This window comes from Bradyrhizobium sp. WSM4872 (assembly GCF_055811715.1).
The window spans coordinates 591,786-608,813 of sequence record NZ_JBVVPT010000001.1; the positions used below are offsets into that span (position 1 = coordinate 591,786).

At 63.8% G+C, this 17,028-nt stretch carries 17 protein-coding genes; 9 read left to right on the forward strand and 8 right to left on the reverse strand.

What is annotated here, in order from left to right:
• From AC0L3C_RS02945 to rnd, 4 genes are all read left to right on the forward strand, one after another.
• Positions 1-951, forward strand: coding sequence for a carbohydrate ABC transporter permease (locus AC0L3C_RS02945; protein WP_473407082.1), 951 nt, complete (start codon positions 1-3; stop codon positions 949-951).
• Positions 948-1,817: a carbohydrate ABC transporter permease gene (locus AC0L3C_RS02950; protein WP_473257122.1), complete on the forward strand. Its 870-nt coding sequence runs from the start codon at positions 948-950 to the stop codon at positions 1,815-1,817. Before AC0L3C_RS02945 ends, AC0L3C_RS02950 begins: the two co-directional genes overlap by 4 nt.
• 11 nt (positions 1,818-1,828) lie before the next feature.
• A complete protein-coding gene (locus AC0L3C_RS02955) occupies positions 1,829-3,160 on the forward strand; it encodes an ABC transporter substrate-binding protein (protein WP_473407083.1) in 1,332 nt (443 codons plus the stop codon).
• A 411-nt stretch (positions 3,161-3,571) separates the two neighbouring features.
• The gene (gene rnd, locus AC0L3C_RS02960) at positions 3,572-4,723 is read left to right on the forward strand and encodes a ribonuclease D (protein ID WP_473257126.1); all 1,152 of its coding nucleotides are present in this window, start codon (positions 3,572-3,574) and stop codon (positions 4,721-4,723) included.
• Positions 4,724-4,910: 187 nt separating this feature from the next.
• Here rnd and AC0L3C_RS02965 read toward each other — a convergent pair whose 3' ends face one another.
• From AC0L3C_RS02965 to AC0L3C_RS02985, 5 genes are all read right to left on the reverse strand, one after another.
• Positions 4,911-6,293, reverse strand: coding sequence for an aspartate aminotransferase family protein (locus tag AC0L3C_RS02965; protein ID WP_473257128.1), 1,383 nt, complete (start codon positions 6,291-6,293; stop codon positions 4,911-4,913).
• Positions 6,294-6,451: 158 nt separating this feature from the next.
• Positions 6,452-6,622 carry a hypothetical protein gene (locus tag AC0L3C_RS02970; protein ID WP_473257130.1) on the reverse strand — a complete coding sequence of 57 codons (171 nt, stop codon included), beginning with the start codon at positions 6,620-6,622 and terminating at the stop codon, positions 6,452-6,454.
• Between the two features lie 30 nt (positions 6,623-6,652).
• Complete coding sequence (locus tag AC0L3C_RS02975; RefSeq protein WP_473257133.1) at positions 6,653-7,216, reverse strand: isochorismatase family protein; 564 nt, start codon at positions 7,214-7,216, stop codon at positions 6,653-6,655.
• A gap of 25 nt (positions 7,217-7,241) precedes the next feature.
• A complete protein-coding gene (locus AC0L3C_RS02980) occupies positions 7,242-7,862 on the reverse strand; it encodes a GNAT family N-acetyltransferase (protein ID WP_473257135.1) in 621 nt (206 codons plus the stop codon).
• On the reverse strand, positions 7,849-8,466 hold the full coding sequence (locus AC0L3C_RS02985; protein ID WP_473277949.1) for a hypothetical protein: 618 nt from the start codon (positions 8,464-8,466) through the stop codon (positions 7,849-7,851). The genes AC0L3C_RS02980 and AC0L3C_RS02985 overlap by 14 nt, the downstream gene beginning before the upstream one ends.
• Positions 8,467-8,537: 71 nt before the next feature.
• Here AC0L3C_RS02985 and AC0L3C_RS02990 point away from each other — a divergent pair, with 71 nt between their 5' ends.
• Positions 8,538-9,578 carry a LysR family transcriptional regulator gene (locus tag AC0L3C_RS02990; protein ID WP_473277948.1) on the forward strand — a complete coding sequence of 347 codons (1,041 nt, stop codon included), beginning with the start codon at positions 8,538-8,540 and terminating at the stop codon, positions 9,576-9,578.
• A 79-nt stretch (positions 9,579-9,657) separates the two neighbouring features.
• Here AC0L3C_RS02990 and AC0L3C_RS02995 read toward each other — a convergent pair whose 3' ends face one another.
• Positions 9,658-10,806, reverse strand: coding sequence for an autotransporter outer membrane beta-barrel domain-containing protein (locus AC0L3C_RS02995; protein ID WP_473407084.1), 1,149 nt, complete (start codon positions 10,804-10,806; stop codon positions 9,658-9,660).
• 378 nt (positions 10,807-11,184) lie between these two features.
• Here AC0L3C_RS02995 and AC0L3C_RS03000 point away from each other — a divergent pair, with 378 nt between their 5' ends.
• Entirely contained in the window at positions 11,185-11,391 is a 207-nt protein-coding gene (locus AC0L3C_RS03000; protein ID WP_007591938.1) for a cold-shock protein, read from the forward strand.
• A 94-nt stretch (positions 11,392-11,485) separates the two neighbouring features.
• Here the strand turns inward: AC0L3C_RS03000 and purN are convergent, their stop codons facing one another.
• Both purN and purM read right to left on the reverse strand, forming a co-directional pair.
• A complete protein-coding gene (gene purN / locus AC0L3C_RS03005; RefSeq protein ID WP_473407085.1) occupies positions 11,486-12,139 on the reverse strand; it encodes a phosphoribosylglycinamide formyltransferase in 654 nt (217 codons plus the stop codon).
• 14 nt (positions 12,140-12,153) lie between these two features.
• Positions 12,154-13,227 (reverse strand): phosphoribosylformylglycinamidine cyclo-ligase, encoded by a 1,074-nt coding sequence (gene purM / locus AC0L3C_RS03010; protein WP_473257148.1) that lies wholly within the window; start codon positions 13,225-13,227, stop codon positions 12,154-12,156.
• Between the two features lie 155 nt (positions 13,228-13,382).
• Between purM and AC0L3C_RS03015 the strand changes: the two genes are divergently transcribed.
• From AC0L3C_RS03015 to AC0L3C_RS03025, 3 genes are all read left to right on the forward strand, one after another.
• Positions 13,383-13,925: a CDP-alcohol phosphatidyltransferase family protein gene (locus tag AC0L3C_RS03015; RefSeq protein ID WP_027569696.1), complete on the forward strand. Its 543-nt coding sequence runs from the start codon at positions 13,383-13,385 to the stop codon at positions 13,923-13,925.
• A 93-nt stretch (positions 13,926-14,018) separates the two neighbouring features.
• A complete protein-coding gene (locus tag AC0L3C_RS03020; protein WP_473407086.1) occupies positions 14,019-14,696 on the forward strand; it encodes a P-loop NTPase family protein in 678 nt (225 codons plus the stop codon).
• A 128-nt stretch (positions 14,697-14,824) separates the two neighbouring features.
• Complete coding sequence (locus tag AC0L3C_RS03025; RefSeq protein ID WP_473257152.1) at positions 14,825-17,017, forward strand: RNA degradosome polyphosphate kinase; 2,193 nt, start codon at positions 14,825-14,827, stop codon at positions 17,015-17,017.
• Positions 17,018-17,028 lie beyond the last annotated feature (11 nt).

Here is a 17,028-nt window from a genome sequence, read left to right on the forward strand (position 1 = left end):
ATGAGCTTCGCAGAACCCGCGGCTCTCCCGGTCGCGGCCTCGGCGGCGCCGCGCCTGCATGTCCTGAAGCGGTTCTCTCACCGCTTCAAGACCTCGCTGCCGGCCTATCTCCTGCTGCTGCCCTCGCTCGTCTTCCTCGCACTGTTCACCTATGGTGCGATGAGCCGCGTCCTCGTCGACGCGCTGTACCAGCGCGCCACGCCCAGGGCGCCGGTCCGTTTCGTCGGTCTCGACAACATCGCAGCGGTGCTTGCGGACCCCGCCTTCACTGGCGCGGTCGTCAACAATCTCGTCTATGCCGTCGGCACCGCGGTCCCGAGCATTGGCCTCGCGCTGCTGTTCGCGCTGGCGCTGGCGCGCACCAATGCCGTGACCAGCGCGCTGCGCGCCGCGCTGTTTTTGCCGGTGCTGATCCCCATGGTCGCGGCCTCCGCGCTGTTCCTGTTCATCTTCCTGCCCAATGTCGGGCTGCTCGACTATTACATCGGCCGCTTCCTGCCGGTGCTGCCGAACTGGCTAGGCGATTCCGACATCGCGCTTTACGCGATCATGGTCATCACGATCTGGAAGAACGCCGGCTACTACATGCTGTTCTTCCTGGCCGGCCTCCAGGCGGTGCCGGAAGATGTCATGGAAGCCGCCTATCTCGACGGCGCCGGGCCGTACCAGCGGCTGCGCCACATCATCCTGCCCGAGCTCAAGCCCACCTTCCTGTTCGTCACGGTCATCGCCACGCTCAACGCGGTCACGCAGGTCGACCACGTCTTCGTCATGACCAAGGGCGCGCCGTCCAACGCGACCAATCTCGTGCTGTTCTACATCTATCAGCAGGCGGTTGAGCACTACGACATCGGCAAGGCCTCGGCAGCTACACTGCTGACGCTTGCGGCGCTGATGGGCCTCACCGCGCTCTCATTCCGGACGATGGCAAACCGCGAGGGCGGGTCATGAGGCTGTTCGACCGTCTGTTCAGGGACGCCCCACTCGCCACCCGCCGGGAAATCACGCCAAAGCTCGGCTTTGCGCTGACCGTGCTGCTCGCGGTGGTCTGGCTGATCCCGTTCCTGTGGATGGGTGTGGCGACGCTGCGCCCGGCATCCGACGGCATCAACCTCATGGCCGAGCTGATGCCGAGCCTGAAGCCGACGCTCGACAACGTCAGGGACGCCTGGGAAATCGGCGATTTCCCGCGCTACACCCTCAACACCATCATCATCTGCACCGGCATCCTCCTGGTGCAGGTCGTCACGATCACGCTGGCGGGCTTTGCCTTTGCCCGGCTCGACTTCGCGGGCAAGACGCTGATCTTCTATCTGTTCCTGATGCAGCTGATGCTGGTGCCGGTGCTGCTGATCGTGCCCAATTTGAGCCTGGTGGCGCAGCTCGGCCTCTACGACACGCTCACCGGCGTGATGATGCCGTTCTTCGCTTCCGCCTTCGGCACCTTCCTGATGCGGCAAGCGTTTGAGGCTATACCGACCGAGCTGGAAGACGCTGCCCTGATCGACGGCGCCAGCCTGCTCCAGCGCATCCGCCACATCTATGTGCCGCTGTCGATGCCGAGCTTCTCAGCCTTTGCCATCATCTCCGTGACCAGCCATTGGAACGACTTCCTGTGGCCGCTGATGGTGATCAACTCGCCGGACAAGCGGCCGCTCACGGTCGGGCTCTCGGTCTTCACGGCGACCGCGGAAGGAACGCAGGCCTGGGGCACCATCGCCGCCGGCACGCTGATGGTGATCGCACCGCTGCTCATCACCTTCCTGATCTTCCAGAAACGCTTCATCAGCTCTTTCGTCACCTCAGGCATCAAATAGGAGATTTCTCGATGCTGTTTTCCCGCAGGCTCATGCTTGGCCTTGCCATCGCAGGCACTTTGGCAGGCGCCCTCACCTTCCCGGCGCTGGCCGAAGGCCCGACCGAGATCGACCTGTTCTTCCCGGTGCCCGTCGACGGCAAGCTCGCCCGCGACATGAGCACCCTGATAAAGGAATTCAACGAGACCCATCCCGCGATCAAGGCAACCGCGGTCTACACCGGCTCTTATGACGACACGCTGATCAAGACGCGCGCCTCTATCAAGGCCGGCAAGCCGCCGGCTGCGGTGATCATGTCGGCGAACTTTCTGCTCGATATGCAGATCGAGAACGAGCTCACAAACCTCGATCCCTTGATCGCCGCCGACGGCACCACCAAGGAGCAGTTTCTCGGCCAGTTCTTTCCGGCGCTGCAGCGCAACGCGGTGATCAACCGCTCGGTCTACGGCGTGCCATTCCATAATTCGACGCCGCTGCTCTACGTCAACGCCGACAAGGCGAAGGAAGCGGGCCTCGATCCGAACAAGCCGCCGCAGACTTGGGCCGAATTGACCGACTGGGCCAAGAAACTCACCAAGCGCGAGGGTGACAAGGTGACCCAATGGGGCATCGCGATCCCCTGCGCCTACGATTATTGCGGCTGGATGATGGAAACGCTCACCATGAGCAATGGCGGGCGCTACTACAACGAAGAGTTCGGCGGCGAGGTCTATTACGACACGCCCTCGATGCTCGGCGCGCTGACCTGGTGGAACGACCTCGTCACCAAGCACAAGGTTCACGCGCCCGGCGCCACGCCCGGTCCGGCCGTCAGCACCTCCTTCATCTCCGGCAACGCCGCGATGATGATGCTCTCGACGGGCTCGCTCACTTACGTGCGCGACAACGCCAAGTTCGCCTACAAGGTGGCCTTCATCCCGCGCAACGTCCGCAACGCCGTGCCGATCGGCGGCGCCTCGCTGATCGTTCCGGCGGGCCAGGGAGCCGACAAGCAGAAGGCCGCCTGGACGCTGATCAAGTGGATGACCTCGCCCGAGAAGAGCGGCTGGTGGAGCCGCGCCACCGGGTATTTCGCCCCCAACATGGCCGCCTACAAGACGCCGGACATGGTCGAATTCCTGAACAAGAACCCGGACGCCAAGACCGCCGTCGAGCAGCTCGACGTCGCAAAACCGTGGTTTGCGACCTACAAGACCGTGCCGGTGCGCAAGACGCTGGAGGACGAGGTCATGCTGGTCCTCAACGGCAAGAAGCAACCGAAGGAGGCCCTCGCCGCCGCCCAGAAGGCCGCCGACGAGACGCTGAAGCCGTATAACGCGGAGACCTCGCTGAAGCTGCCGTAAGGCCGGATGGAACGTCAAACGAACGTCGGCGCTCCGTCATGCGGGGCGCCGAATTCGTTTTGGACGGCCGCCCCCGTTAACCCCACGTCCACCATCCGGCCCGACCCGCCGCCGGTAACCACGAGAATTAACAGACCCTCAATTCGCCCTAGACAAGTTTAGCAATGTTTCCGAGGGGGTTTGCCGTGGATCTGTTGGTTTTCGAGTTCCTGGGGCTGGCGCTGGTCGCCATGTGCGTGGTCGTGGTGGCACTGCCTTGTGCGCGCAAACCCTCCCGGCGGGTCCGCTACGAATAGGATTCTCGTCGGAAAATGCGATTCCGGCCCAAATGCAAGGCTCGAATTCGCTTCGAGCCCCTTGACATCACAGCGCTTTCGGCAGAACGGCTGATGGACTTGTCATGGGCCGTTCATGGATTTGATTACCACCACCGCTGACCTTGCGGCTGCCTGCAGCCGGCTGGCCAAGCACCCCGTCATTACCGTCGATACCGAGTTCCTGCGCGAGACCACCTATTACCCGCTGCTGTGCGTGGTGCAGATGGCCAGCGCCGAGGAAGCGATCGTCATCGACACCCTGGCCGAGGGAATCGACCTCAAGCCGTTCTTCGAGCTGATGGGCAACGAGGGCGTGTTGAAGGTGTTCCACGCCGCCCGCCAGGACATCGAGATCATCTGGCATCAGGCCAATATCATTCCGCACCCGGTGTTCGACACCCAGGTCGCGGCGATGGTGCTCGGCTACGGCGACAGCATCGCCTACGACGCGCTGGTCGAGAAGGTCACTGGACACCGCCCGGACAAGACTCACCGCTTCACCGACTGGTCGCGCCGGCCGCTGACCAAGGAGCAGATGCACTACGCCGTGTCCGACGTCACGCATTTGCGCGACGTATTCGCAGCCCTCGATGCCGACCTCAAGAAGCGCCGGCGCAGCGAATGGGTCTCGATCGAGATGGAAGTCCTGACTTCGCCGAAGACCTACGACTTCCACCCCGAGCGTGCCTGGGAACGGCTCAAGACGCGGGTGCGCAAGCCCAAGGACCTCGCGGTCCTAATGGAGGTCGCCGCCTGGCGCGAGCAGGAGGCGCAGAGCCGCGACGTGCCGCGCGGCCGCGTGCTGCGCGACGAGGCCGTCAGCGACATCGCGACCCACGCGCCGAATACGATCGAGAAGCTCGCGAACCTGCGCTCGGTGCCGAAGGGTTTTGAGAAATCCAAATGGGGCGCCGACATCGTCGCCGCCGTGGAGCGCGGGCTGGCGCGGGATCACGCGACGCTGCCGAAGCTGGAAAAGCCGCGCAACAATAACAATGGCGCCGCGATCGTCGAGCTGTTGAAGGTGCTGCTGCGCATGACCGCGGAGCGCCATGCGGTCGCCAGCAAGGTGATTGCGACCGTCGACGACCTCGAGGAGATCGCGGCCGACGACGAGGCCGACGTGCCGGCGCTACGCGGCTGGCGCCGCGAGCTGTTCGGCGAGGCCGCCCTGAAACTGAAGCGCGGCGAGCTGGCGCTGGCGGTCGAGAAAGGCCGCGTGATCGGGGTTCAGCGGGCGGAATAGGCCCGATGCCTCCTTGTCGTCCCGGCGAAGGCCGGGACCCATTACCCAGGGAGCAGTTTGGCGAAGACTCGTCGTTCGGGACTGCTACCACCCTTCTCGATAGATCACGCGGTATGGGTCCTGGCCTTCGCCAGGACGACACCGGGGGTGTGATAGAGCGCTCCGCTCACGCGTAAAGCGACGCCCCCTACGCCGGTGTCAGCTTCGCCACTTCGCCCTTCATGTCGTCCAGCACACCTGAAATCGCCGCGACCAGCTCGTCGATCTGGGCCTTGGTGACGATCAACGGCGGGCAGATGGCGATGGCGTCGAGCATGTTGCGCGAGATCACGCCGCGCTCCTGCAGCATGCGGCTTGCCATGCCGCCGACGGCGCCCGGTGTTGCCGCTGCGGTCTTGCGCGCCTTGTCCAGCACCAGTTCGATCGCAGCGATCATGCCGACACCGCGGACCTCGCCGACCAGCGGATGGCCGGTGAGTTCACGCAGCTTGCCTTGCATGTAGCCACCGAGCTCGGCGGCATGCGCCACCAGGCCCCGCTCCTCGATGATTTTCAAGTTCTCCAGCGCAATCGCCGAGCCGACCGGATGGCCGCCCGCGGTGAAGCCGTGGCCGAGCACGCCGATCTTGTTGCTCTCATCGGCGATCGGCTCGAACATGCGATCGTTCATCATGATGGCCGATAGGGGGAAATAGCTCGAGGTGATCTGCTTGGAGACCACGATCGCGTCGGGCTTGATGCCGTAGGTTTCGCAGCCGAACATCTTGCCGGTGCGGCCGAAGCCGCAGATGACCTCGTCGGCGACCAACAAGATGTCGTACTTGTTCAGCACCTTCTGGATCTTGTCCCAATAGGTCGCCGGCGGCACGATGACACCGCCCGCGCCCATCACCGGCTCACCGAAGAAGGCTGCGATCGTGTCCGGCCCCTCCTTCTGGATCAGCGCGTCGAGTTCCTCGGCCCGCCGGGTCGCGAACGCCTCCTCACTCTCGCCCGGCGCGCCGTCCTTGTAGAAATGCGGCGAGCCCGTGTGCAGGATGTTCGGGAGCGGCAGGTCGAAAGAGCGGTGGTTGTTCGGCAGCCCGGTGAGGCTGGCGGACGCAATGGTGACGCCGTGATAGGCGCGCATCCGGCTGATCACCTTCTTGCGCTGTGGCTGGCCGAGCGCATTGGAGCGATAGGCAATCAACTTCAGAACGGTGTCGTTGGCCTCCGAGCCGGAGTTGGTGAAGAACACCTTGCTCATCGTAACAGGCGCGAGCGCGACCAGCTTCTCGGCAAGATCGATCGAAGGCCCGTGCGATTTGGCGGAGAACGTGTGATAGAATGGCAGCGCCTGCATCTGCTTGTGCGCGGCGTCGACCAGCCGCTTCTCGTTGAAGCCGAGCCCCACGCTCCATAGGCCTGCCATCGCCTCGAAATAGCGCTTCCCCGACGCGTCGAACACGTAAGGGCCCTCGCCGCGTTCGATCACCAGGGGACCGGCCTCCTGATGGGCGCGCGCGTTGGTGTAGGGATGGAGCTGGTAGGCCACATCCCGGGCCTCTTGCGAATTGGGCAACATGGACATTTGCGGGCATCCTTGAAAGCGTCACGTCGCCGGCGCGGCCAGCGTCATCACTCGATGATCCAGTTCCTTGGCTATTGCCACAGCGCAGAACTTGCAACGTCAATTCGTCGGCAGCAAGCGCTCAGCAGCGTTGCACAAAGCCGCACATCGGGCCGCTGTCACGCCGCGCCCTCGTCATTCCCATCGTTATCGGCAGCAGCGGCTTCCCGCACCTCCACCAGCGCCATCGAGAGCAGATACACCGTCGTGGGAAGACCAAGACGGCGCGCCGCCTCGGCGGCACGCGACAGGTCGCTTGCCAGCTCCTCGAGCTGATCTCCCCGTGACAATGTCCCACTCCGTCCGTCGATCGCGGCCGCCTACACCGCAACGGCGCCGCTGGTTCTGATCAGTTCGGCGCTGGACTGGATTGTAGCAAAATTTCCGATCACATTCACTACCGCATGCTTGTAGGCGGCAGCATCGGCAGTCCCCGGCTGCCGGCAAGCGACCGCGTCGGCCACCACCTGGAAGCGATGGCTGCGATGAAACCCGTCGACAGCGGTGGCCAGGACAGTTTCGTCCAGGGAAAAGCCCGCGAGCACGCAACGGACATTGCGGATATTGGACATGTAGTCCACAAAACGCGCCGAACTGTAGGCCGACGGCAGCGGGTGCTCGAAAGTCATTTCTCCCGGCCGCGGCTTCGCCTCCGCGATCCAATCGGTCAGCCTGGATGCCGGATTGAACCAGGCCGCCTGCGCGATGCGCTTCAGATGCATCACCGGCCAGAGATTGTCGCGCCACAGCGTCAGCAGTTCCACGCAGCGCGCCGTGGCGGCATCGCCGTCGAGGATGACGTGACGACGTCCGGGGGTCAGATATTCGACCTGGAGATCCGCGCAGACCAGGATCGGCGGATCGTCGGTGATGGAAACCAGCATGGTTTTGCGCGCAGCTGCACCAGTTTCAACGGCTAGCGAGCGCGACGTCCCGCAGCGGCGACGTCACGGCCCGTCCTGCCGAGGCGTCGAGCACGCCCGGCCGGTCCCAATCGCCCTCGGGGCGGATGATCACGTACGGATCGCTGTCCAGCGTAATGGCATCCGGGCCCGGCTCGATCTCCAGCAGCATTTCCGTGTAGGAGAAGTCGGAGAAAGTGATCTTGCGATTGTGGCCAAGCGGCTTGGCGCCGAAATGGGCCCAGAAATCGACCAGCCGGTCCTGCGCCTGGCCGTAGATCTTGCGAAAGCCCTTGCGCTTCACATAATCGACGCTCGCCTGTACCAGCTTGAACGAGACCCGCGACCGCCGATATTGGTGCCGCACCGCAAGCCGTTCCACCTTGGCGAAGTCGCCGAAGAACCGCACCCGCAGACAGCCCGCAGGCTCGTTGCCGACATAGCCGATGAAATGCGCGGCGACCATGTCGTTGCCGTCGAACTCCTCATCGAACGGGCAATCCTGCTCGGCGAGATAGACGGCTGAGCGGATCGAGGTGACCAGCATGAGATCGCTGAGATCGCGCGCGAGGCGAATGGTGATGGCGCGGGAATCGGGCTTCGCGAGAGGAATCCTAGTACCATGCATCTGCAAAACTCCTTGCTTGGATGATCGCGCCCGGCATGCGCATCGGCTGCCGATGCCATGGCCGCTCGTAGCACCAGAGGTCGGGCTGGAAGCTTGGAACAGGCTCGAATCCTGTCGCCTTCATGATATCGCGGCCGGCCACGGTTGACGGCTGCGCATAGCAATCCGCGTTGCGAAACCTTAGCTGTCTAAGATGAGCCGCGGCCTTGCCGAGACCAGCGACGCCGCGCCCCGTCGCCGCGATCGCCCAGATGTAGATAGCGGAAACGTCTTCCTTCGCGGACGCGAGATGGCGCGTCTCCGGCGCGGTGAGGCAGATCTCGTCGAGCAGCAGCGCATCATGCCCGCGATCGTTGAGAAACAGGAAGGCCATGCCGCCGACAAGGTTGCCCTTCCGGCTGAAAGTCAGGATGCTCTCGGGGTCGAAGGCGAAATATTTTGCAAGCTCGGCCGCCCCGATCCGAACGCCCGGCACCAGCCGGTGCGCCAACTGCGACAGCGCGGCGATTTCGGAAAGTTGGGCGCGACGGACGTCGACATCCGGACTGAGCGGCAGCGCGTCGAAATCATGCCTTGCGGCAAACGAGCCCCTTTCCATACCCATATCACCCCTCTATCGTTCGCGGCTTTCGTGCCCCGCTATGACCAAGAGCTTAGCGGCTGGGGATCAGGCGTATGCAGCAGTTATTGCACCGGGGTGCTGCGATGATGCAGCACCGTGAAGAAGCCCTGGATATGTCCTGGGACGATTTGAAACTATTTTTAGCTTGCGCAAAATATAAAAGTTTCCGCAACGCCGCCGAGGAGCTCGGGCTCACCTCCACCACCCTGATGCGCAGGATCGACCGGCTCGAAGAGAGCATCGACTGCAAGCTATTCCTGCGCGACCAGAGCGGGCTCACACTCAGTGACGAAGGCAGCGCGATGATCGCCGACGTCGCGCATATGGAGCGTCATGCCTTCAACGTGTTCCGGCGTGCCTCGCGATCGTCGAATGACATGTCAGGCACCGTGCGCGTCGCGGTGACGGAAGGCCCCGGCAATTTCTGGATCCTGCCGCGACTGATCGACTTCCAGAAGACTTATCGCAAGATCACCGTCGACCTGCGCTGCGCGATGGAACAGGCCGACGTCGCGAGGCTCGAATCCGATATTGCGATCCAGCTCGAGCCGCCGACCAATCCCGATCTGATCGTCGCCAAGCTCGGCCGGCTGCACATCTATCCCTTCGTCTCCAAGGAGTACGAAAACCTCTACGGCGTGCCCGCGAGCTTGGCCGAGCTGAAGAACCACCGCATCATCAAGCAGAGCGCCCCGCAGGTCGACGACGGCGCTTACGCCCGCGTGCTCGGACTTAAGTCCCTGGAGGGCATTGTCGGGATCAAGACCAATTCCTCGGTCGGCGTGCTCTATGCGGTGGAGCGCGGCGCCGGCATCGGGTTCCTGCCGACAGTCTCGATCGCGCTCGGTGCCCCGCTCGTTGCCGTCGATCTCGGCGTCAGCCACCACGCCGATCTCTGGCTCACCTACCACAAGGAGTTCCGCGCCTCCGAGCGCCACAAGATCGTGGTCGATTGGCTGAAGAAAATCTTCGACCCCAAGATCCATCCCTGCTTCCGCGACGAGTTCATCCACCCGAACGCGCTGGCCCCGATGATGACGGCCGCGCGCGAGGGTTTTGGATTGACGGGATATGTCGCGGCAATGCCGACCTAAAGCCTGAGCATGATCTTTTCGGAAAACCGCTTCACAGTTTTCCGGATCCTGCTTTGGGCGGACGTGGGCAGGCTTCGCCTCACCACCGATGTTCGAAGCCGACCGTGCCCTGATGCGACGTCAGCTCGTTGCGGAACTTGCCGTCGTAATTGACGTAGAGCCGCGCCGTGTTGGTCAGGCTGAGCGAGGCCGAGGCGCCGGCATCCATGCCGTAGCGGCTCTCGCCGATACCGGGCACGACGATGCTCTGGGTCCCGAGGCTGACCTGCACTGATCCCAGGTTCTGATGGAAATTGTCGACGAACTTGCCATAGGCGGACAGGTCCAGGATCTTCTGGTCGAAGATAAAGTAGCGCCCGACCTCGGCTCCGATCATGACGCGCCCGCGCGAGAGCGCCGTCGAGCCGACATTGAGTGGATCGAGGCCGCCAACCTCCTGGAACGCGACGCTGGTGGCGCGGACATATTCCAGTGCGCCTTTGGGCACGATGCGCATCTGGTCCTTGGTCCAGTAATAGCTGATCTCGGTCAGCGCACCGTCGACTGCGGCACGATAACCTGCGGTCGCAAGTCCCAGGCCGGTATCCCGGCTGGAGCGGACCTTGCCGAAGCCGTGCACCAAAGCGAACGCCCAGGTCCAGGGACCCTTGTCGACCGAGCCGCTGAAGCCGAGTTGCGTCAGGTCCAGCGTCGCGGATTCAAGTGCGAGCGGCACGTCGATGTCGGTGTGGCTCTGGTCGACGGAGAAGCCGAGATTGACACCCGGCGCGAGCCGCGCGCCAAAGCCTGCGACACCGCCAAACGTCTTGCGTTTGTCGCCGACAAAGTCTCCTTGCGCATCTGTCCGGACCGAGATGCCGTAGCCCTCGAACCAGGTGCGGTAGCGCGGATCTTCCGTGCTCGCCGATGCGCCGCCGCCGCCGGGATTGGTCCGAAACGCCCGGTTGACGCCGCCAGACGCCTGGTTGCCGAGCCGCTCCAGGAAATTCGAGCCGAGATTGAGCGCGCTGTTGCCGGCCGACTGGTCGTGATTGGTCGCTGTCGGCATCGGAATCGGCGTCGGTGACGGCGTGGGTGTCGGGGTCGGCGTGGGCGTCGGACTTTGCGCAAAGCCTGATGTTGTCGACAGCACCATGATGAGAGCAAACGCCACGGCAGCCGCGATCCAGCGGACGCGGTTCAGCCTGATCGCCTGCCGTGTCTCTGAGGGCTGCGAAATGCAGCACATGGCGACAAATCCCGAAGCAAAGGGCGGCGCGCAAAAATGCAACAGGAGCGGCGCACGCGTGCCGCGATTTGTGCCGAACTGTTACTGAGGGTCAACCGGCTGGCGCGTCCAGGCAAAGGCATTGCTTCCGATTGTGGTTCCGCGGCCACAGGTCGCAAATTGCGGTCGAGTACTCCGGTCGGGCTCTTGAAATTCGCGCGCGGCTTGCTAACGGGCGATTTTCATGTTGCAATATCGGACACAATCGGAATTGGCCGCTCGACTGTGCGTTTCGCGACATTGAGACTCAAGACTCGAACAGACTACCGGAAGCCCGTTTGTGGCGTGGCACGCGAAAAGCGGCCGCGTCGTTTTTGTATCTAGCGGAGGAGACTGAGGATGCCGCAAAAGGGCACCGTCAAATGGTTCAACCCGACCAAGGGCTATGGGTTCATCAAGCCGAACGGCAGTGACAAGGACGTCTTCGTCCACATCTCCGCCGTCGAGCGCGCCGGACTCTCGACCCTCAATGAAAATCAGGTGGTTGAATACGACCTCGTGGAGAACCGCGGCAAGGCATCCGCGGAGAACCTCAAGGTTTCCTGATTTCTCTCGCGGTCTGCGCAAGAGATCATGACGTTGCCCCCGGCTCTGCCGGGGGTTTTTGTTTGGGATGGGAAGTTCCGAGTGCGACGGCGCTTCACCGCACCAACGGCGCAACCAGAAAATTCTCCGACGGCCCGCTGCCCGCGGTCTTGCAGACATCGCCCTCGATCCGGACCTTGCCGGTCGCGAGCAGGCTCAGTGCTGCGGGATAGATGCGGTGCTCGACTTCGAGGATACGCTCCGACAGCGTGGCCGCGGTATCGTGATCGCTCACAGGCACCGCGCCCTGCATCACGATCGGGCCGGCGTCGGTCTCGGGGATCACGAAGTGCACTGTCGCGCCGGACAGCTTGACGCCGGCGCGCAACGCCTGGCCGTGCGGGTCGAGACCGGGGAAGGACGGCAGGAGCGAGGGATGGATGTTGAGCATCCGCCCGTACCACGCCTTGGTGAATTCGGCCGTGAACAGGCGCATGAAGCCGCCGAGGCAAATCAGCTCGATGCCGTGCTGATCGAGCGCTGCTTGCAGCACCTTCTCGAATCCGGCGCGGTCCTTGCCGAACGGCTTGCTTTCGATCACCAGCGTCTTCACGCCGCTCGCTTTGGCCCTTTCCAGCCCCTGCGCATCGGCCTTGTTCGAGATGACGAGCGAAATCTCCGCCGGAAAATCCGGCGCGGCCGCGCCCTTGATCAGCGCAGCCATGTTGGAGCCACGGCCGGAAATCAGGATGGCGACGCGGCGTTTCATCACAGCGCCGGTCACTACAGCGCCATATCGAGATGGCCGTTATAGACGACGCGGTGCTCGCCCTCGGCCGGGATCACAGTGCCGAGCTGTGCCACGGTCTCGCCGGCATCGGCGAAGACCTCGACGACCTCTTCGACCTTGTCCGGCTCGACGATCGCGATCATGCCGATCCCGCAATTGAAGGTCCGCAGCATTTCGAGCTCGGCGATGCCGGCCTGCGCGGCCAGCCATTTGAACACCGGCAGCACCGGCAGGCGCGCCAGATCGATACCGACTCCGAGATGCTTCGGCAGCACGCGCGGAATGTTGTCGGTGAAGCCGCCGCCGGTGATGTGGGCGAGCCCCTTCACCGCGCCGGTCTCGCGGATCGCGCGCAGGCAGGATTTGACGTAGAGACGTGTCGGCGTCAGCAGCGCGCCGCCGAGCGTCATGACGGGCGCAAACGGCGCCTGCGCTCCGAAGCCGAGGCCGGATTGTTCCACGATCTTGCGCACCAGCGAGAAACCGTTGGAGTGCACGCCCGACGAGGCGAGCCCGATCACGGCATCGCCGGCGGCGATGTCCTTGCGCGGCAAGAGCGTGCCCCGCTCCGCGGCGCCGACGGCAAAGCCACCGAGGTCGTAGTCGCCGTCCTTGTAGAGGCCGGGCATCTCGGCCGTCTCGCCGCCGATCAGGGCGCAGCCGGATTCGCGGCAGCCTTCGGCGACACCGGCGACGATCGACGCGGTCGCCTCCGGATCGAGCTTGCCGCAGGCAAAATAGTCCAGAAAGAACAGCGGCTCGGCGCCCTGCACCACGAGGTCGTTGACACTCATGGCGACGAGGTCGATGCCGATCCCGCCATGCAGGCCGGTCTCGATCGCGATCTTGACTTTGGTGCCGACGCCATCGGTCGCGGCCACCAGGATGGGATCCTTGAAACCGGCCGCCTTGAGATCGAACAGGCCGCCGAATCCGCCGATTTCGGCGTCGGCGCCGGGACGTGCGGTTGCGCGCACCATCGGCTTGATCAGGTCGACCAAGCGGTTGCCCGCGTCGATATCGACGCCTGAATCGGCGTAAGTGAGGCCGTTTTTGCGGTCGGTCATGCCCGATTTCCAGTGGGTTTGCGGCTGGTTACGTCGAATTCCGGGGACGCGCAATGGCTCGCATGGCGCGCCCCCGTATACTATGTAGAGATATCAACCGGTTCAGCCTCCAAAGGGCCGAATTCGAGGTCAGGCCGGGTGCCGGGAAGCGCCGTGTGAGTATACCGAACATCATTACTTTGGGCCGCATCATGCTGGTCCCGATCATCGTCTGGGCCATCGTGTCGAGCCAAATGGAGGTGGCGTTCGCCGTCTTCCTGATCGCCGGTATCAGCGACGCGGTCGACGGCTTCCTTGCCAAGCGCTTCAACATGACGAGCGAGCTCGGCGCTTTGCTCGACCCGCTCGCCGACAAGGCGCTGCTGGTCTCGATCTACATGGCGCTGGGCATCTGGGGCGCGATTCCGCGCTGGATCGTCATCCTGGTGGTCTCGCGCGACATCATGATCGTCGCTGCCGTGATCATATCGTGGCTGTTCGACCGGCCTGTGGAGATGAAGCCCTCGAAGGTATCCAAGCTCAACACTGTGGCCCAGGTGGCGTTCGCGGCGCTGGTGCTGGCCGCCCTCGCCTTCGGCTTCAAAGCCGGTCCTTATGATATCATCCTGATGGGCCTCGTCACGGTCTTCACGCTTTCCTCCGTGTCGCTCTATCTTGTCGAGTGGTTGCGGCACATGAGCACGATCGAGGCCAAATGAGTTGGGAAGCGGCCCCGCAAAAGGCCAACTCCCGCTCGATCAAGTCGCATCTCTTCAAACGAAGCCGGCACGCCGGCACGGAGCAAAGCAAGCGTGCCAGGCCGCGTTCATCCCCGACAGTTGGCGTTTTCGCTTCCGCATGCGGAGAGCCTGAGCCGGGACAATTTCCTTGAGGGCCCCGTCAACGCCGCCGGTCTTGCCCTCATCGACGCCTGGCCGGAATGGCCGAACCGGATCATGTGGCTGGCCGGCCCGGAAGGAAGCGGCAAGAGCCATCTCGCCGCGATCTGGGCCGAGGCTTCAGGCGCCCGCTCGACCACGGCCAATGGGCTGACCGCCGAGGCCGTCCCGGCTGCGCTCGCCACTGGCGCGCTGGTGGTCGAGGATCCCAAGGCCGGGCAATTCGACGAGCGCTCCCTGTTCCATCTGATGAATCTGGCCCGCGAGGACGGCGCCTACGTCCTCTTCACCGGACGCGAGGCGCCCGCTTCTCTCGAGATCGAACTCGCCGACCTGCGCTCGCGGCTCCGTGCCGTCCCCGTTGTCTCGCTGCTGCCGCCTGACGACCAGCTCTTCCGCGGCCTGATCGTCAAATTCTGCACCGACCGCCAGCTCGCGGTGGACGAGAGCGTGGTCAGCTACCTCGCCACTCGCCTGGAGCGGTCCTCGGCCGCCGCCCGACGGGCTGTGGACCTGCTGGACAGCGAGGCCCTGCGCCTCGGCCGCCCCGTCACAAGGGCGCTGGCGGCCGAGCTGCTCCGGGATGTCTGACCAAGGCGGCTTGACGCGGCCGGGCGGCGGAACATCAATGTCATCGAAACGTCATCGCTCTAACACATGCTCCCGCGGGTTTTGCGCGTAAGTCGCAAATTGGGGCGAACTGGATGGACCGACTTCTGATGGATTCTGCGCAAGCTATTGAAGTTAAAGAGAAAGCCCCGGAAGCCGAGGGCCCGCCTGCGATCGCATCGAACCCTGAGCGGTTCATCAATCGCGAGCTCTCCTGGCTGCACTTCAACCGCCGCGTCCTGGAGGAATCGGTCAATCCCAGCCATCCCATGCTGGAGCGGGTGCGATTCCTGTCGATTTCAGCGAACAACCTCGACGAGTTCTTCATGGTCCGCGTCGCCGGCATCAAGGCCCAGGTGCGCGAGGGCATTGCCGAGCGCAGCCCCGACGGTCTGACGCCGTCCGAGCAGCTCGCGCTGATCAACCGAACCGTCTCGCAGCTCGCCTCCGACCAGCAGGCAATCTGGCGCGACCTGCGCGGCACGCTCGCCGACGAGGGCATCGTGCTGGTCGAGGGCAAGGAAGTCACCAAGGCGGAACGAACCTGGGTCGAGGACTACTTCCTCAGCAACGTGTTCCCGCTGCTGACACCGCTTGCGATCGACCCGGCCCACCCCTTCCCGTTCATTCCGAGCCTCGGCTTCACCATCGCGCTCCAGCTCACGCGCGCCGCCGATGGCAAGCAGATGAACGCGCTGATCCGCATGCCCGGCAAGATCGACCGCTTCATCCGCCTGCCGGCCGAGGGCAAGGTGGTTCGGCTGATCTCGCTGGAGCAGGCCACCGCGCTGTTCATCAACCGCCTGTTCCCCGGCTACAATCTGCACGGCCAGGGCGCCTTCCGTGTCATCCGCGACTCCGAACTCGAAATCGAGGAAGAGGCCGAGGATCTCGTCCGCCTGTTCGAGACTGCGCTGAAGCGCCGCCGCCGCGGCTCGGTGATCCGGCTCGAGATCGATGCCAAGATGCCGGAGCAGTTGCGCAGCTTCGTACAGCACGCGCTGTCGACCGCCGACGACGAGGTGTTCCTGGTCGATGGCGTGCTCGCCATGAACGAGCTCTCGCAGCTCACCCGCCTCGACCGGCCCGATCTGGAATTCACCCCTTACGTGCCGCGCCATCCCGAGCGCGTGCGCGAGCAAGGCGGCGACATCTTCGCTGCGATCCGGCAGAAGGATCTCGTCGTCCATCACCCCTATGAATCCTTCGACGTGGTGGTGCAGTTCCTCCAGCAGGCGACGCGCGACCCCGACGTCGTCGCCATCAAGCAGACGCTCTACCGCACCTCCAGCAACTCGCCGATCGTGCGCGCGCTCGTGGAAGCCGCCGAAGCCGGCAAATCCGTGACCGCGCTGATCGAGCTGAAGGCGCGCTTCGACGAGGAGGCCAACATCCGCTGGGCGCGCGACCTCGAACGCGCCGGCGTGCAGGTCGTCTACGGCTTCCTCGAACTGAAGACGCACGCAAAGCTGTCGATGGTGGTGCGGCGCGAGGGCGGCAGCCTCACAACCTACGTCCATACCGGCACCGGCAATTACCACCCGGTGACCGCGCGCATCTACACCGACCTCTCCTACTTCACCTCGGATCCAACCATCGGCCGCGACGCTGCCCGCGTGTTCAACTTCATCACCGGCTATGCCGCGCCGAGCGACCTGGAAAAGATGGCGGTGTCGCCGCTGACCTTGCGCAAGCGCATCATCGAGCACATCCAGGGCGAGACCGCGCATGCACGGCACGGGCGGCCCGGTGCGGTCTGGATGAAAATGAACGCGCTGGTCGACCCCGACATCATCGATGCGCTCTACGAGGCTTCACAGGCCGGCGTGCAGGTCGAGCTCGTGGTGCGCGGCATCTGCTGCCTACGGCCCGGCATTCCCGGCCTGTCGGAGAACATCCGCGTCAAGTCGATCATCGGACGATTCCTCGAACACGGCCGAATTTACTGCTTCGGCATGGGCCAGGGCCTGCCGAGCGCGAAAGCGGCTGTGTATATCTCCTCGGCTGACATGATGCCGCGCAACCTCGACCGCCGCGTCGAGGTGCTGTGTCCGCTGCAAAATCCCACGGTGCATCAGCAGGTTCTCGAACAGATCATGGTCGCGAATCTCAAGGACAATGAACAGAGCTGGCAATTGTTGCCGGACGGGTCCTCAACGCGTATGAAGACCGCGAAGGGCGAGGAGCCTTTCAACGTCCACAACTACTTCATGACAAATCCGAGTCTGTCTGGCCGTGGTAAGTCGCTCAAGGAATCCTCGCCGCGCCGCCTCACGCGCCGTAATGAACGTCATCAATCCTGATCCGGGATCGT